Annotated in this window: 14 protein-coding genes and 3 rRNA genes; 6 read left to right on the top strand and 11 right to left on the bottom strand. The window is 65.3% G+C overall.

All coding sequences use genetic code 11. From position 1 onward, the window contains the following. The first annotated feature begins 200 nt into the window (after nucleotides 1-200). Nucleotides 201-2,627, top strand: coding sequence for a lysylphosphatidylglycerol synthase transmembrane domain-containing protein (locus OG884_RS13520; RefSeq protein WP_326645570.1), 2,427 nt, complete (start codon nucleotides 201-203; stop codon nucleotides 2,625-2,627). 66 nt (nucleotides 2,628-2,693) lie between these two features. Here OG884_RS13520 and mgrA read toward each other — a convergent pair whose 3' ends face one another. After that, a complete protein-coding gene (gene mgrA / locus OG884_RS13515) occupies nucleotides 2,694-3,722 on the bottom strand; it encodes an L-glyceraldehyde 3-phosphate reductase (protein WP_326645567.1) in 1,029 nt (342 codons plus the stop codon). Further along, complete coding sequence (locus OG884_RS13510; protein ID WP_326645565.1) at nucleotides 3,719-5,779, bottom strand: S9 family peptidase; 2,061 nt, start codon at nucleotides 5,777-5,779, stop codon at nucleotides 3,719-3,721. The genes mgrA and OG884_RS13510 overlap by 4 nt, the downstream gene beginning before the upstream one ends. A 682-nt stretch (nucleotides 5,780-6,461) precedes the next feature. Between OG884_RS13510 and OG884_RS13505 the strand changes: the two genes are divergently transcribed. The 3 genes from OG884_RS13505 (at nucleotide 6,462) to rrf (ending at nucleotide 11,692) form a co-directional block, all read left to right on the top strand. Next, nucleotides 6,462-7,985 (top strand): 16S ribosomal RNA (locus OG884_RS13505). Nucleotides 7,986-8,378: 393 nt separating this feature from the next. Further along, a 23S ribosomal RNA gene (locus OG884_RS13500) occupies nucleotides 8,379-11,504 on the top strand. Between the two features lie 71 nt (nucleotides 11,505-11,575). Then, nucleotides 11,576-11,692 (top strand): 5S ribosomal RNA (gene rrf / locus OG884_RS13495). Together the 16S, 23S and 5S rRNA genes form the textbook arrangement of a ribosomal RNA operon. 180 nt (nucleotides 11,693-11,872) lie before the next feature. Here rrf and OG884_RS13490 read toward each other — a convergent pair. Continuing rightward, a complete protein-coding gene (locus OG884_RS13490; protein WP_326645563.1) occupies nucleotides 11,873-12,694 on the bottom strand; it encodes a PhzF family phenazine biosynthesis protein in 822 nt (273 codons plus the stop codon). Nucleotides 12,695-12,918: 224 nt separating this feature from the next. Here OG884_RS13490 and OG884_RS13485 point away from each other — a divergent pair, with 224 nt between their 5' ends. Further along, the gene (locus tag OG884_RS13485) at nucleotides 12,919-13,287 is read left to right on the top strand and encodes a cell division protein SepF (protein ID WP_326645561.1); all 369 of its coding nucleotides are present in this window, start codon (nucleotides 12,919-12,921) and stop codon (nucleotides 13,285-13,287) included. Nucleotides 13,288-13,417: 130 nt separating this feature from the next. Here the strand turns inward: OG884_RS13485 and OG884_RS13480 are convergent, their stop codons facing one another. From OG884_RS13480 to OG884_RS13445, 8 genes are all read right to left on the bottom strand, one after another. Continuing rightward, nucleotides 13,418-14,794, bottom strand: a complete 1,377-nt coding sequence (locus OG884_RS13480; protein WP_326645559.1) for a hypothetical protein — start codon at nucleotides 14,792-14,794, stop codon at nucleotides 13,418-13,420. Nucleotides 14,795-14,937: 143 nt separating this feature from the next. Continuing rightward, nucleotides 14,938-16,680 carry an arginine--tRNA ligase gene (gene argS / locus OG884_RS13475; RefSeq protein WP_326645558.1) on the bottom strand — a complete coding sequence of 581 codons (1,743 nt, stop codon included), beginning with the start codon at nucleotides 16,678-16,680 and terminating at the stop codon, nucleotides 14,938-14,940. A gap of 214 nt (nucleotides 16,681-16,894) precedes the next feature. Continuing rightward, complete coding sequence (gene plsX / locus OG884_RS13470) at nucleotides 16,895-17,902, bottom strand: phosphate acyltransferase PlsX (RefSeq protein ID WP_326646917.1); 1,008 nt, start codon at nucleotides 17,900-17,902, stop codon at nucleotides 16,895-16,897. 99 nt (nucleotides 17,903-18,001) lie between these two features. Next, nucleotides 18,002-18,226: a DUF1707 SHOCT-like domain-containing protein gene (locus OG884_RS13465; protein ID WP_326645556.1), complete on the bottom strand. Its 225-nt coding sequence runs from the start codon at nucleotides 18,224-18,226 to the stop codon at nucleotides 18,002-18,004. An 87-nt stretch (nucleotides 18,227-18,313) separates the two neighbouring features. Then, on the bottom strand, nucleotides 18,314-18,517 hold the full coding sequence (locus OG884_RS13460) for a hypothetical protein (protein WP_326645554.1): 204 nt from the start codon (nucleotides 18,515-18,517) through the stop codon (nucleotides 18,314-18,316). 67 nt (nucleotides 18,518-18,584) lie between these two features. Next, the gene (locus tag OG884_RS13455) at nucleotides 18,585-19,106 is read right to left on the bottom strand and encodes a YbhB/YbcL family Raf kinase inhibitor-like protein (RefSeq protein ID WP_326645553.1); all 522 of its coding nucleotides are present in this window, start codon (nucleotides 19,104-19,106) and stop codon (nucleotides 18,585-18,587) included. Between the two features lie 53 nt (nucleotides 19,107-19,159). Further along, nucleotides 19,160-20,014, bottom strand: a complete 855-nt coding sequence (locus OG884_RS13450) for an ABC transporter ATP-binding protein (protein ID WP_326645551.1) — start codon at nucleotides 20,012-20,014, stop codon at nucleotides 19,160-19,162. Then, the gene (locus OG884_RS13445; RefSeq protein ID WP_326645549.1) at nucleotides 20,007-20,936 is read right to left on the bottom strand and encodes an ABC transporter permease; all 930 of its coding nucleotides are present in this window, start codon (nucleotides 20,934-20,936) and stop codon (nucleotides 20,007-20,009) included. The genes OG884_RS13450 and OG884_RS13445 overlap by 8 nt, the downstream gene beginning before the upstream one ends. Before the next feature lie 502 nt (nucleotides 20,937-21,438). Between OG884_RS13445 and OG884_RS13440 the strand changes: the two genes are divergently transcribed. Then, on the top strand, nucleotides 21,439-23,070 hold the full coding sequence (locus OG884_RS13440) for a peptide ABC transporter substrate-binding protein (protein ID WP_326645548.1): 1,632 nt from the start codon (nucleotides 21,439-21,441) through the stop codon (nucleotides 23,068-23,070). The last annotated feature ends 110 nt before the right edge of the window (nucleotides 23,071-23,180 follow it).

The raw sequence follows: 23,180 nt of genomic DNA, 5'->3' as shown, positions 1-23,180 counted from the left end.
GATCGCCTGATCCGCCCGTTCGCCGATCAGGGCGCATGCGATGTCACCATGTGGCCCGGTTTTCTGATTTCAGGCGCCAAGATGTAAGTCAGAGTGTCAAGACTGTTGGAGGCTGCCGAGACGCGCATGGCTCTGATCGCGGATACCGGGGAGAAGGTTGGTGACGCAGCTGTAATGCGGAACATGCAGAATCACTGGCGGTGACGGAAATCAAGGAGCTGGACGGAACGGCGTCCGACGACGGCACACGACCGGCGACGGACGGCGATCTAGCCGTGCGCGTCATCGAGCCGCTGCTTCCCCAGCGGATCCGCCGCCCCTCGGACCTGCTGCGGTTCCTGGCGACCCTGCTCGGGCTCGTGGCCGTGATCCTGCTCGCCCTCGTCGCCAAGAAGACCCTGAACGGCCTGGAGGGCGATGTCGCCGACGGCACCAGCCGGGCGCCGTTCCTGCTCAGCGGCGTGGCCGGGGTGTTGAGCGCCTCGGCCATGCTCGGCGTGCCCATCGCCTTCGCCATCGAACGGGTGCTGCACCGCGACGGCCTCCGGGTAGCCGAGGGGCTCTTCGCGGCCATCGCCGCGATGGTGCTCTCCTTCGTACTCGGCGAGTGGATCGTCAACGCGGGACCCGAGGACCTGAGGCTCCTGCTGACCGGTGGCAGAGCCGGGGTCGAGCCGGTCAACACGTTGCTCACCCCGATCATCGCCTACGTCACCGCGGTGCGCATATCCCGCCGCCCCACCTGGCGGGCGGCACTGTGGAGCGCGGTCGCGCTCAACGCCGTCGCCCTGTTCGCCGGGCTCGCCGCCACCATCCTCGGCATCGTCGTCTCCATCCTGGTCGGGCTGGCCGTCGGCTACGCCACCCTGTACGGCGTGGGCAGCCCCAACACCCGCCCCCCGGGCAGTGCGGTCGTCAGCGTGCTCCGCAAGCTGGGCTTCGTCCCCGTCAGGGCCCGCAGGCTTGACGACGACCACCAGAGCAGTCGCCGCTACGCCGTGGAACTCAAGAACGGCAACCGCCTCGACGTCACGGTCCTCGACCGGGACCGACAGGTCGCCGGGGTGCTCTACCGCCTCTGGCGGCGCATCCTCCTCAACTCCGAGACCCGACGCAAGGCCATCCGCTCGCTCCGCGCCGAACTGGAACGCGAAGCCCTCATGGCGTACGCCGCGCAGGCGGCGGGAGTGAGCACCCCCCGGCTCGTCGGCACCGGCGAGATCGGCACGGAGGCCGCGCTGCTCGCCTACGAGCACATCCCCACCCGCGCGCTCGACGACATCCCCGACGAGGAGATCGACGACAACCTGCTCGCCCAGATCTGGGAGCAGGTCCTGCTCCTGCAGGTCCAGCGGCTCGCCCACCGGCGGCTGACCGGCGACAGCATCCATGTCGACCGCGATGGCCGGGTCGTCCTCACAGACGCCCGGAGCGGTGAGATCGCCGCCGGTGACCTGCTGCTCCGCCTGGACATCGCCCAGCTGCTCACCTACCTCAGCCTGCGCGTCGGCGCCCAGCGGGCGGTCAACGCCGCCGCTGCCGGGGCCGGTCCGGGCCTGCTCGCCGACGCGCTCCCACTGCTTCAGCGGATCGCGCTGATCCGCGAGACCAGGGCCGCACTCAACAAGAACAAGGGACTGCTCACCGAGATCCGCGAGCGGATCGTCGAGCTCACGCCCAGGGCCGAGGCCGAGGAGGTGCGCCTGGAGCGCTTCCGCCCCAGGACCCTGATCACCATCATCGGCACCGCGTTCGCCGCGTACTTCCTGGTCTACTACCTGACCCAGATCAACCTCAACATGATCACATCGGCCAAGTGGAGCTGGACCGGCGTGGCACTGGTCGCCGCGATGATGAGCTACGTCGCCGCAGCCCTCATGCTGATGGGCTTCGTGCCGGAGAAACTGCCTCTCCGCCGTACCGTGCTCGTCCAGTTCGCCGGGTCGTTCGTCAAGCTCGTCGCGCCCGCCGCGGTGAGCGGGGTCGCGATCAACACCCGCTACCTGCAGAAACGCGGCATCCCTCTGGGGCAGGCGGTGGCCAGCGTTGGTGCCTCCCAGCTCATCGGGCTGGCATTCCACATCGCGCTGCTCCTGCTGTTCGCCTACATCACCGGTTCCGGCACCGCCTCGTCGTTCACCCCGTCGCGCACGCTCGTGCTGACGCTGCTGGCCGTGGCCGTGGTGGTGCTGGTCATCGTGGGCGTGCCGCGCCTGCGTCGCATGATCACCACGAGGCTCCGCTCGCTGTTCTCCGGCGTCATCCCGCGCCTGCTCGACGTCCTCCAGTCGCCCCGGAAGATCATTGAGGGCTTCAGCGGCACCCTGATGCTCACCCTGTTCTTCGTGCTCTGCCTGGACGCCTGCGTCCGCGCCTTCGGCGGCTCCCTCAACTTCGCCACCGTCGCCATCGTCTTTCTCGCGGGCAACGCCATCGGCTCGGCAGCCCCCACCCCCGGCGGCCTCGGCGCCGTCGAACTGTCCCTGTCGGTCGGCCTGACCCTCTCCGGCCTGCCCGGTGAGGTGGCGACCTCAGCCGTGCTGCTGTTCCGGCTGCTGACCTTCTGGCTGCCGGTCCTGCCCGGCTGGGCCTCGTTCGCGTACCTTCAGCGGCACCAAGCGCTCTAGGCCCTGTCCCGTGAGGTGCTCTCGTCCGGGGACCGCCGACACCGGCGGTCCCCGGAGGGACGGGGGTCAGGCCTCGCTCGACCTGGCCCAGAGGTTGATGCCCGCGTCGACCGCGTCCCTGTCGATCGCCTCAAGCTCCGCGGCGTCGAACGACGTGTTCTCCACGGCCGCGAGACTGTCCTCCAACTGCTCCACACTGCTCGCGCCGATCAGCACCGACGTGACGCGCCTGTCGCGCAGCGCCCATGCCAGTGCCATCTGCGCCAGCGACTGGCCACGCCTGCCCGCGATCTCGTTCAGGGTGCGGATGTGCCGCATCGTCTCCTCGGTGAGCATCCCCGGGGTGAGGAAGCGTCCCAGCGAGGCCCGCGACCCCTCGGGGATCCCGTTCAGGTAGCGGTTGGTCAGCATGCCCTGCGCCAGCGGGGAGAACGCGATACAGCCCACGCCCTCCTCCTCCAGGACGTCGAGCAGCCCACCCTCGATCCACCGGTTCAGCATCGAGTACGAGGGCTGATGGATCAGCAGCGGCGTGCCCATCTCCCGCAGGAGCCGCGCGGCCTCCGCGGTGCGCTCGGGCGAGTAGGACGAGATGCCCGCGTACAGCGCCCTGCCCGACCGGACCGCGTGGTCCAGCGCGCCCATCGTCTCCTCCAGCGGAGTGTCCGGGTCGAAGCGGTGGCTGTAGAAGATGTCGACGTAGTCGAGCCCCATCCGCTCCAGCGACCTGTCCAGGCTGGACAGCAGGTATTTGCGCGACCCCCACTCGCCGTAGGGGCCGGGCCACATGTCGTAGCCCGCCTTGGTGGAGATGACCAGCTCGTCCCGGTACGGTGTGAAGTCCTCGCGGAAGTGCCGGCCGAAGTTGGTCTCCGCGGACCCGGGCGGCGGACCGTAGTTGTTGGCCAGGTCGAAGTGGGTCATCCCCAGGTCGAAGGCCCTGCGCAGGATGGCCCGCTGGGTCTCGAAGGGCTTGTCGTCACCGAAGTTGTGCCAGAGCCCCAGCGAGACGGCGGGCAGCTTGAGCCCGCTCTTACCGACCCTGTTGTACGGCCGGCGTCCGTGGTATCTGTCATCTGCCGCGATGTATGTCACTGTGTCACCTTGGCTGTGTCGAGAATCCAGGAGAGGGTGAAGGCCTCCTCACGCCAGGAGTCGTACCGGCCGCTGCGGCCGCCGTGTCCGGCACCCATCTCCGTCTTGAGCAGGAACGGCCCGCCGTCCGCGACGTCGCGGAGCTTCGCGACCCACTTGGCGGGCTCGTGGTAGAAGACCCGGGTGTCGTTGAGGCTGGTGATCGCCAGAATCGGCGGGTAGACCCGGCCGTCCACGTTCTCGTACGGCGTGTACGACTTCATGTACGCGTACACCTCGGGGTTGTGCAGCGGGTCGCCCCACTCGTCCCACTCGATCACGGTCAGCGGCAGCGAGGGATCGAGGATCGTGTTCAGCGCGTCCACGAACGGCACCTCCGCCACCACGCCCGCGAAGGTCCCGGGCGCGAGGTTGGCGACCGCGCCCATCAGCAGCCCGCCCGCCGATCCGCCCCTGGCGACGATCGCGCTCGACCAGCCGGCGGCCGAGAGGTGCTCTGCGGCGGCGACGAAGTCGGTGAAGGTGTTCTTCTTCTTCTGGAACTTGCCGTCCTCGTACCAGTGGCGGCCCATCTCACCGCCGCCTCTGACGTGCGCCATGGCGAAGACGAAGCCCCGGTCGAGCAGGCTGAGCCTCGCGATGGAGAACGAGGGGTCGATCGAGATCTCGTAGCTGCCGTAGCCGTACAGCACCGCGGGGGCCGGCCGCTCCGTGCCCTTTCTCATCACGATCGAGATCGGGACGCGGGTGCCGTCGGAGGCGGTCGCCCACTCGCGGAACTGCTCGTAGTCGGCGGGGTCGTAGCCGCCGAGCACGACCTTCTGCTTCAGCAGGACCAGCTCGCGCGCCGCCAGGTCGTAGTCGTAGACCGAAGGCGGGGTGACCATGCTGGTGTAGCCGAGCCGCAGCCGCCCCGTGACGAACTCCGGGTTGCCCGACGGGGCCACGTCGTAGATCGGCTCGGGGAAGGAGATCTCGTACGCCTCCCCGGCACGGGGCAGGATGCGGATGCCGGTGAGCCCGTCTCGGCGGAAGTGCACGACGGTGTGGCCCTCGAAGGCGTCGACGTCGAGCAGCCGGGTGTCGGCGCGGTGCTCGATCAGCGGCGTCCAGTCGCCGGGGGCGTCGAGTGGCGCGATGGCCAGCTCGAAGTTCTCCGCGTTCCGGTTGTGCAGAACCAGGAAGTGGTCGCCCGCGTGGTCGACCCCGTACTCGACGCCGGTCTCCCGGGGCCGGACGACGCGGAACTCGCCGGTGGGGTCGTCGGCCTCAAGGACGCGCACCTCGCTGGTGATCTTGCTTCCGGCGGAGAGGACCAGGTAGCGCTCACTGCGGCTGAGCCCGATGCCGACCCAGAACCGCTCGTCGGCCTCCTCATGGACGAGCGTGTCGTCCTTGGCGGGGCTGCCGATCGTGTGCCGGTGCACCTGGTTGGGCCGCCAGGCCTCGTCGACGGTCGTGTAGAAGAACGTCGTGCCGTCGGCCGACCAGGCGCCGCCGTAGAAGATGCCGGGGATCTCGTCGGGGAGGGTCTCGCCGGTGGCGAGGTTCTTCACCTTCAGGGTGAAGCGCTCGTCGCCGGTGAAGTTGGTGGAGTAGGCCAGCAGGGTGCCGTCGGAACTGACCGAGCTGGTACCGATCGAGAAGAAGCCGGAGTCTCCGGCGAGCTCGTTGCCGTCGAGCAGGACCTCCTCACCGGGAAGCGACTCGCCGGCTTTCAACTCGGGCGGGGTCTCGCCGTCCGCCGCCACCCGGCACTGGATGCCGTACTGCTTGCCCTCCTCGGTCCGCGAGTAGTACCACCAGCCGCCCTTGCGGGTGGGGACCGAGAGGTCGGTCTCAAGGGTGCGCCCCTTGATCTCCTGGAAGAGCGTCTCCTGCAGGGGCTTGAGGTGGGCGGTCGCCTCCTGCGTGTAGGCGTTCTCCGCCTCCAGGTAGGCGACTACCTCCGGGTCGTCCTTGACCGTCAGCCACGCGTAGTCATCGACCACGGTGTCCCCGTGGTGCACGCGCTCGCTGGGAACCTTCTTCGCCGTCGGCGGCGTCTGGCTGCTCACCCAGTCGAGTCTATGTTTCCGCCGGTCCCCGTTCGGATCGCTCGCCCGGTCGGGCGAGTGGTCTCGATCCACCTCTGCCTGCTGCGGCTTGCCTCGGGCTGCTCGCGAGCCGGACTCGTCTCCTCCGGCCGGCCCGAGGGTTCCCTGTACGGGGTTCACCGTTACGTTCCGAGCGGTCTTGGAAGACTGCTAATCTTTTGAAGTCGGCAGGGTCCGGCGCAAACCACTCTAATCACTCCGGTGACTTCCGTATGGCTTGTGTCGTGTCCGCCGACAATCCCTTTGAAACCCAACGGTTCCAGAGTCCGGTTCGCAGAGCCGCTCAGGTGCTGGTAAGTTTGAGGGGTTGCCCCGGAAACGGGGTCGTCGAATTCCAGCAAGACCTGCAAGATCAAGTCAATCGCTTCAAAACGAGCCGGTTTGACACGGAAAAGCGGGCCTGAAAGAATAACGGCACAACGAAAGAACAGAATAAAACGAACCGCCCCTGGTTCTCCGATCGAGTCCGGTCGGGACGACGGTGTACGCGTCCGTTTCTTGAGAACTCAACAGTGTGTTAAAAGCCAGTGCATGAAGCACAACCCTGTCCGACCTGCCCTTTGGGGTGGGAGGACGGATTCCTTTGGTTGAACATCCATCATGTGAGATGGGTGCTTTCAGCCGGGAGCAACTGTTCAGACATTGTTTGGAGAGTTTGATCCTGGCTCAGGACGAACGCTGGCGGCGTGCTTAACACATGCAAGTCGAGCGGAAAGGCCCTTCGGGGTACTCGAGCGGCGAACGGGTGAGTAACACGTGAGTAACCTGCCCCTGACTCTGGGATAAGCCCGGGAAACTGGGTCTAATACCGGATACGACACCTCCCGGCATCGGGTGGGTGTGGAAAGTTTTTCGGTTGGGGATGGACTCGCGGCCTATCAGCTTGTTGGTGGGGTAACGGCCTACCAAGGCGACGACGGGTAGCCGGCCTGAGAGGGCGACCGGCCACACTGGGACTGAGACACGGCCCAGACTCCTACGGGAGGCAGCAGTGGGGAATATTGCGCAATGGGCGAAAGCCTGACGCAGCGACGCCGCGTGGGGGATGACGGCCTTCGGGTTGTAAACCTCTTTCAGCAGGGACGAAGTTGACGTGTACCTGCAGAAGAAGCGCCGGCTAACTACGTGCCAGCAGCCGCGGTAATACGTAGGGCGCAAGCGTTGTCCGGAATTATTGGGCGTAAAGAGCTCGTAGGTGGCTTGTCACGTCGGGTGTGAAAGCTTGGGGCTTAACTCCAGGTCTGCATTCGATACGGGCTGGCTAGAGGTAGGTAGGGGAGAACGGAATTCCTGGTGTAGCGGTGAAATGCGCAGATATCAGGAGGAACACCGGTGGCGAAGGCGGTTCTCTGGGCCTTACCTGACGCTGAGGAGCGAAAGCGTGGGGAGCGAACAGGATTAGATACCCTGGTAGTCCACGCTGTAAACGTTGGGCGCTAGGTGTGGGGACCTTCCACGGTTTCCGCGCCGTAGCTAACGCATTAAGCGCCCCGCCTGGGGAGTACGGCCGCAAGGCTAAAACTCAAAGGAATTGACGGGGGCCCGCACAAGCGGCGGAGCATGTTGCTTAATTCGACGCAACGCGAAGAACCTTACCAAGGCTTGACATCGCCCGGAAACACTCAGAGATGGGTGCCTCTTCGGACTGGGTGACAGGTGGTGCATGGCTGTCGTCAGCTCGTGTCGTGAGATGTTGGGTTAAGTCCCGCAACGAGCGCAACCCTTGTTCAATGTTGCCAGCACGCTCCTTCGGGGGTGGTGGGGACTCATTGGAGACTGCCGGGGTCAACTCGGAGGAAGGTGGGGATGACGTCAAGTCATCATGCCCCTTATGTCTTGGGCTGCAAACATGCTACAATGGCCGGTACAGAGGGTTGCGATACCGTGAGGTGGAGCGAATCCCTAAAAGCCGGTCTCAGTTCGGATTGGGGTCTGCAACTCGACCCCATGAAGTCGGAGTCGCTAGTAATCGCAGATCAGCAACGCTGCGGTGAATACGTTCCCGGGCCTTGTACACACCGCCCGTCACGTCACGAAAGTCGGCAACACCCGAAGCCCGTGGCCCAACCAGCTTGTCTGGGGGGAGCGGTCGAAGGTGGGGCTGGCGATTGGGACGAAGTCGTAACAAGGTAGCCGTACCGGAAGGTGCGGCTGGATCACCTCCTTTCTAAGGAGCATCGGCTGCGGTCGTCTTCGGGTGGTCGTGGTTCAGGTCGTGTCTGCAGGCGTACGTTCTGCACACGGCGCGCTCATTAGTGGAGCACTGGCTATTCGGTTCGGCGGGATCGCTGATCGGTTAGTACCGCCTTGGTTCTTCGGAGCCGGGGAGTGGGAACGGCGGTTGCGGGGTTTCGCTGGGGTGAACACACTGTTGGGTCCTGAGGAAACGGACTTTGAGGTGGGCCCGCTTGCGGCGGGCTTGCTGTCTGTTTGGGCCTCATGCGGGACCGATCATCTGTCATACCGGCTCGGCCTGTAGAGGGTTTGGGTGTTGGTGGCGGGTCTGGTCTGGTCGCTGTTTGTTGTTTGAGATTTGCATAGTGGACGCGAGCATCTTTGTGGCCAAGTTTTTTAGGGCACACGGTGGATGCCTTGGCATCAGGAGCCGATGAAGGACGTGGGAGGCTGCGTTAAGCCCCGGGGAGTCGCCAACCAGACTTTGATCCGGGGATGTCCGAATGGGGAAACCTAGCACCAGTCATGTGGTGTTGCCTCCGCCTGAATGTATAGGGCGGTTGGTGGTAACGCGGGAAGTGAAACATCTCAGTACCCGTAGGAAGAGAAAACAAATAGTGATTCCGTGAGTAGTGGTGAGCGAAAGCGGATCAGGCTAAACCGTAGGCGTGTGATAGCCGGCAGGCGTTGCGTTTACGGGGTTGTGGGACCCTCTGGGAGGGGCTGCCGTTCCTCCGGACAGTAAGAAATCCTTTCGATAGCCGAAGCTTCTGGGAAGTGGCGCCGTAGACCGTGAGAGTCGGGTAGGCGAAATCGGTTGGACTGTTGGAGGGGATCCCAAGTAGCACGGGGCCCGAGAAATCCTGTGTGAATCTGCCAGGACCACCTGGTAAGCCTAAATACTCCCTGATGACCGATAGTGAACAAGTACCGTGAGGGAAAGGTGAAAAGCGCCCCGGTGAGGGGTCGTGAAATAGTACCTGAAACCGTGTGCCTACAAGCCGTAGGAGCGTAAACATTCTTCGGAGTGTTTGTGATGTGACTGCGTGCCTTTTGAAGAATGAGCCTGCGAGTTATGGTGTGTGGCGAGGTTAACCCGTGTGGGGGAGCCGTAGCGAAAGCGAGTCTGAATAGGGCGTTTGAGTCGCATGCTGTAGACCCGAAGCGGAGTGATCTAGGCATGGGCAGGTTGAAGCGCGGGTAAGACCGCGTGGAGGACCGAACCCACCAGGGTTGAAAACCTGGGGGATGACCTGTGTTTAGGGGTGAAAGGCCAATCAAACTCCGTGATAGCTGGTTCTCCCCGAAATGCATTTAGGTGCAGCGTTGCGTGTTTCTTGCCGGAGGTAGAGCACTGGATGGCTAATGGGCCCGACAAGGTTACTGACGTCAGCCAAACTCCGAATGCCGGTAAGTGAGAGCGCAGCAGTGAGACTGCGGGGGATAAGCTCCGTAGTCGAGAGGGAAACAGCCCAGACCACCGACTAAGGCCCCTAAGCGTGTGCTAAGTGGGAAAGGATGTGGAGTCGCAGTGACAACCAGGAGGTTGGCTTAGAAGCAGCCATCCTTGAAAGAGTGCGTAATAGCTCACTGGTCAAGTGATTCTGCGCCGACAATGTAGCGGGGCTCAAGTACACCGCCGAAGTCGTGGCATTCACACATGTATCCGAGCCTTTGTGGTTTAGGTGTGTGGATGGGTAGGGGAGCGTCGTGCGGCCGGTGAAGCAGCGGAGTGATCCAGCTGTGGAGGCTGTGCGAGTGAGAATGCAGGCATGAGTAGCGAATCAGAAGTGAGAAACTTCTGCGCCGGATGACCAAGGGTTCCTGGGGCAGGCTAATCCGCCCAGGGTAAGTCGGGACCTAAGGCGAGGCCGACAGGCGTAGTCGATGGACAACGGGTTGATATTCCCGTACCCGCTACGATGCGCCAATACTGAATCCAGTGATACTAAGGGTCCTTAACCCCTCCGAGCCTTCGGGCTTGGGGTGAGGGTGAACGCCTGGCCTGAATTGGTAGTAGGTAAGCGATGGGGTGACGCAGGAAGGTAGCCCAGCCCAGGCGATGGTAGTCCTGGGGTAAGCATGTAGGACGTGTTGTAGGCAAATCCGCAGCACATTAAGTCTGAGATGTGATGCCGAGCCGATTGTGGCGAAGTGGGTGATCCTATGCTGCCGAGAAAAGCCTCTAGTGAGTGTCGTGGCGGCCCGTACCCTAAACCGACTCAGGTGGTCAGGTAGAGAATACTAAGGCGATCGGGTGAACTGTGGTTAAGGAACTCGGCAAATTGCCCCCGTAACTTCGGGAGAAGGGGGGCCTTCGCTGGTGATGAGTTTTGCACTCTGAGCTGGTGGGGGTCGCAGAGGCCAGGGGGAAGCGACTGTTTACTAAAAACACAGGTCCGTGCGAAGTCGTAAGACGATGTATACGGACTGACGCCTGCCCGGTGCTGGAACGTTAAGGGGACCGGTTAGTCGCACGTGTGTGGCGAAGCTGAGAACTTAAGCGCCAGTAAACGGCGGTGGTAACTATAACCATCCTAAGGTAGCGAAATTCCTTGTCGGGTAAGTTCCGACCTGCACGAATGGCGTAACGACTTCCCCGCTGTCTCAACCGCAGACCCGGCGAAATTGCACTACGAGTAAAGATGCTCGTTACGCGCAGCAGGACGGAAAGACCCCGGGACCTTCACTATAGCTTGACATTGGCGTTTGGAACGTCTTGTGTAGGATAGGTGGGAGACGGTGAAGCTATCACGCTAGTGGTGGTGGAGTCATTGGTGAAATACCACTCTGGTCGTTTTGAACGTCTAACTTCGGTCCGTGATCCGGATCAGGGACAGTGTCTGGTGGGTAGTTTAACTGGGGCGGTTGCCTCCTAAAGAGTAACGGAGGCGCCCAAAGGTTCCCTCAGCCTGGTTGGCAATCAGGTGTCGAGTGTAAGTGCACAAGGGAGCTTGACTGTGAGACCGACGGGTCGAGCAGGAGCGAAAGCTGGGACTAGTGATCCGGCGGTGGCATGTGGAAGCGCCGTCGCTCAACGGCTAAAAGGTACCCCGGGGATAACAGGCTGATCTTCCCCAAGAGTCCATATCGACGGGATGGTTTGGCACCTCGATGTCGGCTCGTCGCATCCTGGGGCTGGAGTAGGTCCCAAGGGTTGGGCTGTTCGCCCATTAAAGCGGCACGCGAGCTGGGTTTAGAACGTCGCGAGACAGTTCGGTCCCTATCCGCTGCGCGCGCAGGAGACTTGAAAGGAGCTGTCCCTAGTACGAGAGGACCGGGACGGACGAACCTCTGGTGTGCCAGTTGTTCCGCCAGGAGCACGGCTGGTTGGCTACGTTCGGAAGGGATAACCGCTGAAAGCATCTAAGCGGGAAGCTCGCCTTGAGATGAGGTCTCCCACCCTGTGAGGGGGTAAGGCTCCCGGTAGACGACCGGGTTGATAGGCTGGAAGTGGAAGCGCAGTAATGTGTGGAGCTGACCAGTACTAATAGGCCGAGGACTTGACCTCAAAGCATTTTTTGCTCGCGTCCACTAGGCAATTCTGAGACAGCAAACGGTGGTTTGTGTGTTTCATAGTGTTACGGCGGTTATGGCGAAGGGGAAACACCCGGTTACATTCCGAACCCGGAAGTTAAGCTCTTCAGCGCCGATGGTACTGCACCGGGGACGGTGTGGGAGAGTAGGTCGCCGCCGGACAATTTTTCATGTGAGGGCCCTCACCATTCGTGGTGGGGGCCTTCGTGTTTTCTGCCTGGAATCTGCACCGCGGGTTGGTGGGATTCTCATGTTTTCCAGGGGAGTCCCGAAACGGGGCTTACCGGGGCTCCCGCCAGTCGGTGGGAGCCTTTCTGTTTTGAGGACTTCGCGGACCGGGAGTCACGGGCCGGCCGGAGGCCACGGAACCCCGGGCTCTGTATGGAGCTCGCCGGATAGCACGGTCACCGCGTGCCCCGCCAGTTCGACCCGGTCGCCCCGCACGGTCGTGCGGACCACGCCCCCGCGCTGCGACAGCTGGGCGCCCACCAGGCTGTCGGAGCCGAGCCTGGCGGACCAGTAGGGAGCGAGCGCGCAGTGGGCGGAGCCCGTCACCGGGTCTTCGGGGACTCCGACTCGGGGGGCGAAGAAGCGGGAGACGTAGTCGGCGCCCTGTCTGGATGCCCGAGCCGTCACGATGACTCCCCGCGCCTCGACGGCCTCCAGGGCGCGGAAGTCAGGGGCCGCGGCGAGCACGGCCTCCTCGGACTCGACCTCCACGAGATAATCCCAAACATTTTTTCCTCCCCAAACAGGTTTAACTCCGAGCGCATCGATCAGCCCGCTGGGAAGGATCGTCTCTTGGAGTACTTTTGCCGGGAAATCCATGCTGATTAAACCTGATTTATCCCTGGTCACGGACAGGATTCCACTCTTCGTTGAGAATTCGAGGGTTTCTGGGGCCGTGCCCGTGGAATACAGCACATGCGCCGTGGCCAGGGTCGCATGCCCGCAGAGGGCCACTTCGGTCACCGGCGTGAACCAACGGAGCGAGTACGGACCGCCGTCCTCCGCTCCGAGCAGGAAGGCTGTCTCGGAGTGCCTCATCTCCGCCGCTACGGACTGCATCCAGGTGTCAGGGACGGGATTGCCGAGTACGCAGACCCCGGCAGGGTTACCCTTGAAAAATTCACTGGTAAACGAATCGACCGTGTAGACGAGCATGATGCGATGCTAGCGGTGCCGGAGATATCGGTTGAAGTCGAGTCAGGGGATCGGGCAAAGTCAGGGATCGGGCAAACCAGTGCGGTAGCCGTACAAAGTGGAAATAAGCGCTGGGCGTGTCGCATGGCGAACTTCAGGTCGTCGGTTACCGTCCAAGATGTAGGGACAGGCCGGGTACGGCGTGGTCCTGGCGAAAGGACGAGCCGATGGGGGCAGTGCGCAAGGTGGCAAGCTACCTTGGTCTGAGCGGGGCCGAGCATTATGACGAGTCCTACGACTACGAGGATGAGGTCGAGGGCGAGGACTGGCAGTCTGCCTCGGAGCGCGCGGCCAAGCGCTGGCACGCGATGAACGAGCCCTCACGAATCGTGATGCTGACGCCGATGAAGTACAACGACGCACCGGTCATCGGACAGCACTTCCGCGACGGTCAGACGGTCATCATGGACGTCAGCGGGATGAGCACCGCCGAGGCCACGAGGATGGTCGACTTCGTCGCCGGGTTGGCGTACGGCTGCGAGGGGCGTATCGAGCGGATCGCGGAGAAGGTCTTCCTGCTGGCTCCTGCCGAGGTGGAGATCACCAACGGGTGATTCCGCAGTGGCCTGGCCATGCGGGGCCGGAGAGATCGGCTCCGTCACAGGCTTGAGGAGGCGCGGTGCGCATGCCAGGAGCGTTCAGTCGGCCCTGGGTTCGGTGAAAACGCCTGGGGAACGGACCCGGTCAGCCCGCCCGGGGACCCCGGCGGAGCAGACGGGTGAGTTCGGCCAGGTCGGAGGCCGCTGTCTTGATCCGGCCTTCCGACTCGCGAGCGTGGTCATGCAGGGCCCACACCGCGCCCTGGGCGAGCTCTCTGAGCTCGGAGAGCTGCGTGACGACGTATTCGGCGTCCGCCCGCTCACGCCTGCGCCTGCGCCACAGCAGGTAGCCTCCCCCCGCGGCCGGTAGCAGGGCGAGCAGCGCGAGCGGGAGAACGGGAAGGACGAGCGCGACCCCCAGGATCACCGGTGCGAGGGCGAGCAGCAGGTAGGCGGCCCAGGGGCGGCCGCGGACCGGCGTTCCCTCGGCGATGATGCGCTCCTCGGCGGCGCCGAGCGATTCGGGATCCGGGCCCTCGGGGCGGAGTGTCACGCGGTGGCCGAGGATCGGCATGGTGACCGACTCAGGGGCCTCGGCCCTGGTGGCCTCGGCGAGGTTCTCGGCCGCGGCCCGCACGATGGGGGCGGCGACATGCAGCGCGATCGCGGCCAGGTGGGGATGGGAGCCCGGGCGCAGATCGCTGAGAAGGTGGTCGGTGAGCGGTCTCACCGGTCGCTCCGGGGTGCCGGAGCCCATCAGCTGGCGGAGCACGGTCAGGGGCTCGTCCTCGCTCCACACGACCGTCGTCTCGCCGGAACGGTCCGCCCGCGCGGCGTCGAGGAACGAGAGGTCACCCAGGTCGGTCCCAGCCTCGCCGCTCGCGCCGGGCGTGCTCTCGCGGACCGAGGTGATCTCGGCGCAGCGGTCGCGCAGGTGGGCCAGCCTGGCGGCGGCCTGTACGGGGACGGCGAGTTCCGGGATCTCGGCGAGCTCCGCGAAACCGGCCAGAGCCGGCGACACGACGGTCGACGGCTCGTCGGGGATCAGAGCACGCAACCACAGGTTGGGCTCGGATGCCGGGGACGCGGCCACCGCGTCGAGCCTGCGGAGAACAAAGATCTTTCCTGCCGGGCCGTACGCACCGCGGGCGGCGGCGAGCCAGAGAGCCCGCTGGCCGTGGCTCACCGGGCGGTCCAGGGACAGGTCCCCAAAGGCGCTGCCGAGCCAGGAGGCGTGGATGCGGTCGCCCTGGCCGGCGACGGCCAGGGCGAGGCAGAGGAAGAGCGCGGTCCGTCGCTCGTCGCGCTGGGCGGCGCGGGCCAGGGGTTCGAGTGCCTCTTCACCGCGCATGAGCAGCACGAGGGCCTCGATGGCCGGAGCCAGCCAGTGGTCGGACGTGTCCGCGAAACCGGCCGGCATCCCGGCGGGGACGGTGCCGATGGCCAGGTCGGTGAGGAGCGCATCGGCACAGCGGTGCAACTCTGTCCCGGCCTGCGGATTCGCGGTCAGGTCCGTGCTCAAGGCAGAGAACTCCCCGAAGTTGTGACCGATGACCGCGCCAGCGTATTGCGCTTCGGACATCCCCACGGGGAGGCGCGCCGAACATGACTTTGCCAGACGATCGCCTTGATTTTCCCAATAAAGACGATCATCTGGTGGACAGGTTACATGCGCTCGGGCACGGGGACGCCGAGAAGGCCCAGGCCGGTCTCCATGATCTTCAGGGTGAGCGCGCACAGGGCGAGCCGCGAGGCGCGGGTGGCGGCGTCGACGTCGTCCTTCAGCACCGGGCAGTTCTCGAAGAACGTGGTGAAGGCGCTCGCGGTGTCGAAGAGGTAGGAGGCCAGCTTGTGCGGTGTCGAGTTCTCCGCCGTCTCCTCGACCACCGAGCCGAACCCGAGGAGCTGGAGCGCCAGTGCGCGCTCGGCCGGGTGACCCAGCACGATGGGGCCGCCTGTCTCGGCCGGGGTCACCCCGCCCCTGCGGAAGATGGAGCGGATGCGGGCCTGGGCGTACTGCAGGTAGGGGCCGGTGTTGCCGGTCAGGGCGAGCATCCGGTCGAAGTCGAAGACGTACTCGCTGTCGTGGCTGACCGACAGGTCGGCGTACTTGACCGCGCCCATGCCGACGGCGTGTGCGATCTCCCTGCGCTCCGCCTCGTCGTACTCGCGGTCCTGGATCACCCCGGCGGCCCTGGTCTCGGCCTCGTCGAGCAGTTCCAGGAGCTTGACCGACTTCCCGCTCCTGGTCTTGAACATCTTGCCGTCGGAGCCCAGCACGCTGCCGATCTGGACGTGTTCGGCCCTGACGTGGTCGGGCAGCCAGCCCGCCAGCCTGGCCGAGTCGAACAGCATCGACATGTGCAGCGACTGGGTCGCGCCGATCACGTAGATGATCCGGTCGGCCTTGAGGTCGTCGACCCGGTAGCGGATCGTGGCCATGTCTGTGGTGGCGTAGCCGTATCCGCCGTCGCTCTTACGGATCATGAAGGGGAGCGGCTGTCCCTCGCGGCCGGTGTAGCCCGGAGGGAAGACGCAGAGCGCGCCGTCGCTGAGAACGGCGATGCCGCGCTCCTGCAGCTCGTCGCAGACCTGGGCGAGGACATGGTTGTACATGCTCTCACCGGCGATGTCATCGTTGGTCAGCGTCACGCCGAGCGTGACGTAGACCTTGTTGAAGTAGCGGAGCGTGGCGTCCATGAAGATGTGCCACAGGCGCATCGTCTCGGGCTCCTCGGCCTGCAGGGTGACGACCCGGGCGCGGGCGCGGGCGTTGAACTCGGGGTCGGTGTCGAACTTCACCCGGGCCGCCTGGTAGTAGGCGTTGCCCTCGCCGGCCTCCAGCTGGGCGACGGCGGCCTCTTCGCCGATATCCAGCAGGTGCTCGATGAGCATGCCGAACGGCGTGCCCCAGTCGCCCAGGTGGTTCTGGCGGATGACCCTGTTGCCCAGGTGTTCGTGGACCCGGGCGAGCGCGTCACCCACGATCGTCGTGCGCAGATGGCCGACGTGCATCTCCTTGGCCGCGTTGGGCGCGGAGTAGTCGATCACGATGGTCTGCGGGGAGGCGGACACACCGGCTCCGGCGCGCGGGTCGGCGAGGATCTCCGAGACCTGTGCCGAGATCCAGGCGTCGGAGAGGGTCAGGTTGAGGAAACCGGGGCCGCTGACCTCGACGGTGCCGGGGAACGGGGCGTCGGCCCGCCCGGTGAGGTGCTCGGCGATCTCCTGGGCGACCTCCCGCGGGGCCCGTCGCAGTCGCTTGCTCAGACTCATCGCCACGTTCGCCTGGTAGTCGGCGAACTGCGAGGGGCGGATCAGCGGGTCTGCGTCGGAGTATTCGGCACCAAAGGCGTCGGCCAGCGCCTGCTGGACGCGCTCGGTGAGTGCGAATTGCGGGTCGGTCATGTTCCAAGGGTAGCGGTTGACCAATCCTGAACCGATTGGACATCACCCTGGCCGATCCCGTACGGCGGGATCGCATAACCGCGAAGACGCCGGTCAGCACGGCCCCCGCGGCGCCGCCGAGCCCGGTCGCGACTCCACCGGCGGCACGTTCGCGGCATGTCGCCGGAGGTGGTGTGGGCGGGGGTGGTGAGGCGCTCGCCGGTTTCGCGACACGTCACCAGAGGCGGTGTGGGCGGGGGATGGTGGCGAGGCGCTCGCCGATACGGTGCACCACGCCCTCATGGGCCAGCTTGGCCGCGAGCACGCAGGCGGCGCTCACCCCTTTGGCGTGTGAGGCGCCGTGCGCGATGACCACGGTGCCGTTCAGCCCGAGCAGCACGGCCCCGCCGTGGACCTCGGGGTCGAGCCGCCGGTAGAGCTCCCTGATGCGCCTCTTCTGCAGCAGGCCGCCCACCCTGGCCGTCCGGCTCTCCTTGATCGTCTCACGGAGTTCGGCGAAGGCGTAGCGGACGCTGCCCTCCATGGTCTTGAGTGCCACGTTGCCGGTGAATCCGTCGGTGACGATGACATCCACGGTACGGGTGAGCAGGTCGTGGCCCTCGACGTTGCCCGAGAAGTCGAGGCCGGGGGCGGCCGACAGTAGTTCGTGGGCACGTTTGACGAGCTTGTTGCCCTTCTCCGGCTCGCTGCCGATGGTCAGCAGGCCGATCCGGGGATTCTCGATGCCCATGGCCGTCTCGGCGTAGGCGGCGCCGAGGTGTGCGAACTGCACCAGCATCTCGGCTTTGACCTCGGCGTTCGCCCCGGCGTCCAGCAGGACGGTCGGGGTGGGTCTGGTCGGCAGGGCGACGGCGATGGCGGGCCTGAGCACGCCGGGCTGGCCGCGGAGCCGGAGTTTTCCGGTGGCCACGATCCCGGCGGTGGAACCGGCGGAGACCACGGCGCAGGCGTCACCCCGCCGGACGAGGTGGCAGGCGACGGCGATGCTGGAGCGCGGGCGGCGCAGGCTGGCGAGGGCACCCTCGTCCATGGCCAGAGCCTCCTCGGCCCTGACGATCGGGATCTCGGTGGTCGCGTCATGCCGGGAGAGCGCCTCATACAGGGGGCGGGGGGCGCCGACGAGCACGATGGAGATCCCGTGCTCTCGCACCGCCCGTACGGCTCCCGCCACGATCTCGTCGGGGGCGTGGTCGCCGCCCATCGCGTCAAGGGCGATAGGCATGGCGCCGGGAGCGTCGGTCTCAGGCAAGCGGTCACCTCGTGCGGGATGGTTTGTCCGCATCGTAGGCGGGCCTGGGACCGGCATGTTCCGTTGGGGTGTTCAGGGAGTTCCGGGGAGATTCCAGTCGGTGCTCTCCCGGGAAACGATGATCTTTCCGAAGGTGGCCCGGCCGACGACCCGGATGACGGGAGAGCCCTCGCCGCCCCGACGGTCGGCGTGCTCGACGCTGGTCAGGCGGCCGGTGGCGAGCGCCTCACCCAGCACCGCGGCCACGTGGTCGCGGTCGGCGTCGGAGGCGCGCAGGACGGGGTCATGAGACGTCATGACGCGAGTGTACGACTACTCAAGATATATCGCGAGACTCGTCCATTGCCTGTGGCGGCGGGGAAACCGGCTGGTCTCCCCGCCGTCTCAGCGGCCCGGGCGTCGCACGGAGGTGCGGCGGGCGATCTCAGCTTGGAGTCTGGCCATCTGCCAGTGCAGCTCGATGAGCTGCTCGGTGAGCTGGAGACGCGGAATCTCTGATGGGTCCTCGACGGACAGGTGGTCGATCGCGGTGGACAGCTCTCGCATCGCGCGCCCCCACTCCATGACGGCTTCCTTGGATCGAAACAACGTTCGAATCATACCGGAACACCGAACACGCTGTCAGTCCATTGCCTCCTGTGTCACGCCTCCTTGGCTAGTTCTCGTACTCGGGGATGATGTATCCGCGGGCCAAGGTGTGGACGGTGATGTTGAAACCCAGCACGGCAGCCGAGGTGCCGGCGTCGAGGCCGAGTTTCTCCACGTCGAGGGCGTGCACCGCGAAGATGTAGCGGTGCGGGTACCCGGGGGGCGGTGCGGCGCCGCCGTAGGCGTTGATGCCGTAGTCGTTTCGGCCGTGCACGCCCACGCCGCCGTCACCGGCCCCCGCGCCGGCGGGCAGCTCGGTCACGTCCGCGGGGATGTCGAACAGCAGCCAGTGCCAGAACCCGCTGCCGGTGGGCGCATCGGGGTCGAAGCACGTCACGGCGTAGCCGAGGGTGCCCTCAGGCGCGCCGGACCAGCGCAGGTGAGGCGAGACGTTCTGGCCGTTGAATCCCCAGTCGTTGAACACCTGGGCCTTGGCCAGGCGCTCGCCGTCGCGCACGTCGTCGCTTTCGACGGTCAGAGTGGGAACCTGGGGCAGGAAGTCGTACGGAATCGGTGGCCGGGTGGACACGATTCACCTCCGATGGGAGCGTCTTGTCGGTCGCTCCTCATCTTGCCCGGCGATCAGCCCTTGTTGTATGCGGCGAGGACCGTCTGCGGGTCGCCGTCCATCTTGATTTTGCCCTTGTGCAGCCAGATGACCCGGTTGCAGGTCTCCTCGATCACGTCGAGGTTGTGGGCGACCAGGAAGACGGTGCCGGCCTCGTCGCGCATCTTCTTGATCCGGTCCTGACTCTTGCGCCGGAACTCGCGGTCGCCGGTGGCCAGTGCCTCGTCGATGAGCAGCACGTCGTGGGACCTGGCCGAGGCGATGGCGAAGCGGAGCCTGGCGCCCATGCCCGAGGAGTAGGTGGACATGGGGAACTGCACGAACTCCCCGATGCCGGAGAAGTCGACGATGTCGTCGTACTTCTCCTTGACCTGCGCGGGGTTCATGCCCATCGCGTAGCAGCCGAGCACGATGTTGCGCTCGCCGGTGAGCTCGCGCATCAGCGCGGCGTTGACACCGAGCAGGGAGGGCTGGCCGTTGGTGTAGACGGCGCCGGAATGCGGGGGCAGGAGCCCGGCGATGGCGCGCAGCATGGTGGACTTGCCGGAGCCGTTGCGGCCGACGATGCCGATGGCGTCGCCGTGACGGGCCACGAAGGACACGCCGCGCACGGCGTGGACCTCTTTCATCTGCGGCCGTCCCTGGCGCTTGACGAGGCGCATCAGGGCGTTGACGGCGTTGCCCTTCTCCACGTCGCTGGCCGCGCCGTAGACCCGGTAGATGATGTGCAGGTCGTCCACGATGACCGTGGGGGTGCCCTCCCGGGCGTCCTTGACGGGTTCGGGGTTGGGATGCACCCTGACGTCCGTGCCGGGCACGGCGGGCTCCTCGGCCTTCACTCCGGACAGCTCCTCGGTCAACTCAGCCACGGCCGTACTTCTCCTCGGCTCGCCAGAAGTACCAGAAGCCGCCGAGCAGAGCGAACACTGCCCAGAATACGCAGACCGCCCAGATGTAGGGCCGGGCCGGGTGGGTCTGCATGAGCAGGTCCCGCATGAGCTCGATGTACGCGGCGGCCGGGTTGAAGTACATGATGTCGGCGACCCACTGGGGGAGACCGGCGCCGTCGGGGCCCACCACCCTGTCCTCGATGGAGAAGAAGACGCCGGAGGCGTAGAGCCAGGTGCGCATGATGAAGGGCAGCAGCTGGTTCAGGTCGCGGGCGGTGGAGCCGAACCGGGCCAGCACCAGGCTGGCGCCGATGTTGAACATGGTCTGCAGCGCCAGGGCGACCGGGATCAGCAGCCACAGGAGGGTGACGGGCTCCTGGGTGAGCAGCACCAGACCGAGCAGCACGCCCATGGAGATCAGGAGCTGCTGGAACTCCTGGATCGTGTAGGCCAGCGGGAGCGCGGCGCGCGGGAAGTGCAGGGCCCGGATCAGTGACAGGTTGCCGGAGATCGCTTTGGCGCCGCCGCTCACCGAGCGCTGCGTGTAGGTGAAGACGAACATCCCGGTGATGAGGAAGGCCGGGTAGTTCTCGATGTCCTTGCTCGCGCCCAGGATCACGCCGAACATCAGGAAGTAGATCGCGGCGTTCAGCAGTGGGGTGAGGACCTGCCAGAGCTGGCCCAGGGCTGAGTTGCTGTACTTCGAGACGTTGCGCGAGGTCGCGTACGTCATGACGAAATGCCGTCGTTCCCACAGCTGGCGTAGGTAGACGGGCAGACTCGGGCGTGCGATGGCACGCCGAAGTCCGTAACGCGCGGCGAGCTTGGCCAGCGGCTCTGGGGTGCCGTTACTCGGGCCGCCCGCCTGGGCGTCCGCGATCGCGGATTCCGGCTGGCTCATGGCAAGGACTCTATTGGATGTGGGTGGATGAAGCGCCTGCGGCGGTGTCCCGCCGCACACATTGGACGGGATCTCCGGGAAAGAGGTTCCAGGGCAATTGTGTGTTTTGCCGGTGAGCGACCTGCTCTTTCGCGCCCCGGCCAGAGTGGGCCCAGCTCAGGGGCGTGAAAAGGCAATGGATGCGAGCACTCCCGGCGTGGGGGTAGTTTGACGTGACCGTTCATGTCCCACATATCCCTACATGTCACCTTTAGGAGCATTCGGGATCTTGGCCTCGTCGAGTTGGTAGACGTATAACGCCGAACCGGTTCATGCGTGACCGAACTGCAACATCACCGATGTGAATCGATGTGGAGCGGTAAGGAGCAGCCGCGACCGATCGGTGTGGCGTCAGCACCCGGACCGGAGTGGCGGGAGGCGGGAACCACAAGATCCTCCTTCGTGCTGCTCGGGTTACGGATCTCAGTGTCGACGCGGGCCTGAAGAAGGAGGATCCACCTCAATGCGCGTTACCAAGGGTGCGCGGCTCGCCGCCGGCACCGCGCTACTCGCCCTCGCGCCGGCCGCGTGCGGCGGTTCGACGTCCTCGGGCAGCGGGACGGCCTCGGCCGACCTGCCGGTGCGGATGGAACTCGGCGAGCCGCAGAAGCTCTTCTACCCCGGTGACACCGTCGAGTCCGAGGGCGCTGAGGTCATGGCCGCGGTCTTCGCGCCGCTGGTCGGCTACGACGAGAACAAGCAGGTCGTGGACGAGGTCGCCGAGTCGATCGAGTCGAAGGACAACAGGGTATGGACGATCAAGCTCAAGCCCGGCTACACCTGGCACAACGGTGAGAAGCTGATCGCGCAGAACTACGTCGACGCGTGGAACTACGCCGCCGACCAGGACAACGCGCAGGGCGCCAACGGCTTCTTCAGCCGGATCGACGGCTGGGCCGACCTGAACCCGGGTGAGGGCCGGACCGTCTCCACGAAGGAGATGAAGGGCCTGAAGGTCGTCGACGAGAGCACCTTCACCGTCACCCTCGCCAAGCCGTTCTCGCAGTTCAAGACGATGCTGGGCTACACGGCGTTCTACCCGCTGCCCACGGTGGCCTTCGGCGGCGACGGAAAGATCACCGAGGCGTACGCCAAGAAGCCGATCGGCCAGGGCTACTTCCAGTTCGACAAGCCGTTCAACAAGGGCACCGACCAGTCGATCGACCTCACCCGATACGACAAGTTCCCCGGGACGAAGCCGAAGTTCACCAAGCTCCGGTTCAAGCTCTACACGAGCTCGGAGACCGCGTTCAACGACCTGGCCGCGGGCAACCTCGACATCCACGACTCGCTGCCCCCGTCCGCGATCGCCAGGGCCAAGTCGGAGTTCGGCGAGCGCTACCTGGACGAGGCGGACGCCGGTGTCGCCTACATCGGCTTCCCCATGCAGTACAACAAGACGTACGCGAACGTGAAGGTCCGCGAGGCCATCTCCATGGCCATCGACCGCGAGACCATCGCCGACAAGGTCTTCTCCGGCACGCGTGCCCCGGCGGACGACTTCATCAACCCGCTGCTCGACGGATACCGCCCCGGCGCCTGCGCGGTCTGCGTCTACGACCCGGCCAAGGCCCAGGAGCAGTACACCGCGGGCAACGGCCCCAAGACCCTGGAGCTGGGTTACAACTCCGACGGTCCGCACAAGGAGTGGATCGAGGCCGTCGCCAACAGCCTCCGCGCCAACCTGGACGTCGAGGTGACGGTCAAGCCGTTCGAGAAGTTCGCCGCGATTCTCGACGAGCTCGACCAGAAGACCTACGGTGGCATGTTCCGCATGGGCTGGGCGATCGACTACCCCTCGGCGGAGAACTACCTGACCCCGCTCTTCTCCACCGTCGAGATCAAGACCGGTTCCAACTACGCCGGCTGGTCGAACAAGGAGTTCGACGAGCTCCTCGCCAAGGGCGACTCCGCCGCGACGCGGGAGGAGGGCCTGAAGTTCTACCAGCAGGCCGACGACATCCTGATCAGGGAAATGCCCTACATCCCGGTGTACTTCTACCGGACCAACGCCGCGTTCTCCCAGAACGTCAAGGGCGTCAAGATCGACCTGCTCAACCAGATCAAGTGGACCGAGGTCGAGAAGGCCGGCTGACGACCGGCTGAGGGTCGGGCGGGAGCCCGGCCCCACCGGCGACCCGGGAACGATCTCACCGCAAAGGAAGCGATTCCCCTGCCGGGTGAACCCGGCAGTCCTCTCGCCAG

It is taken from the genome of Streptosporangium sp. NBC_01755, from assembly GCF_035917995.1.
Lineage (GTDB): Bacteria > Actinomycetota > Actinomycetes > Streptosporangiales > Streptosporangiaceae > Streptosporangium.
Note: the sequence above shows the minus strand (reverse complement) of the source record. Positions and strands in the feature narration are given on the sequence as shown.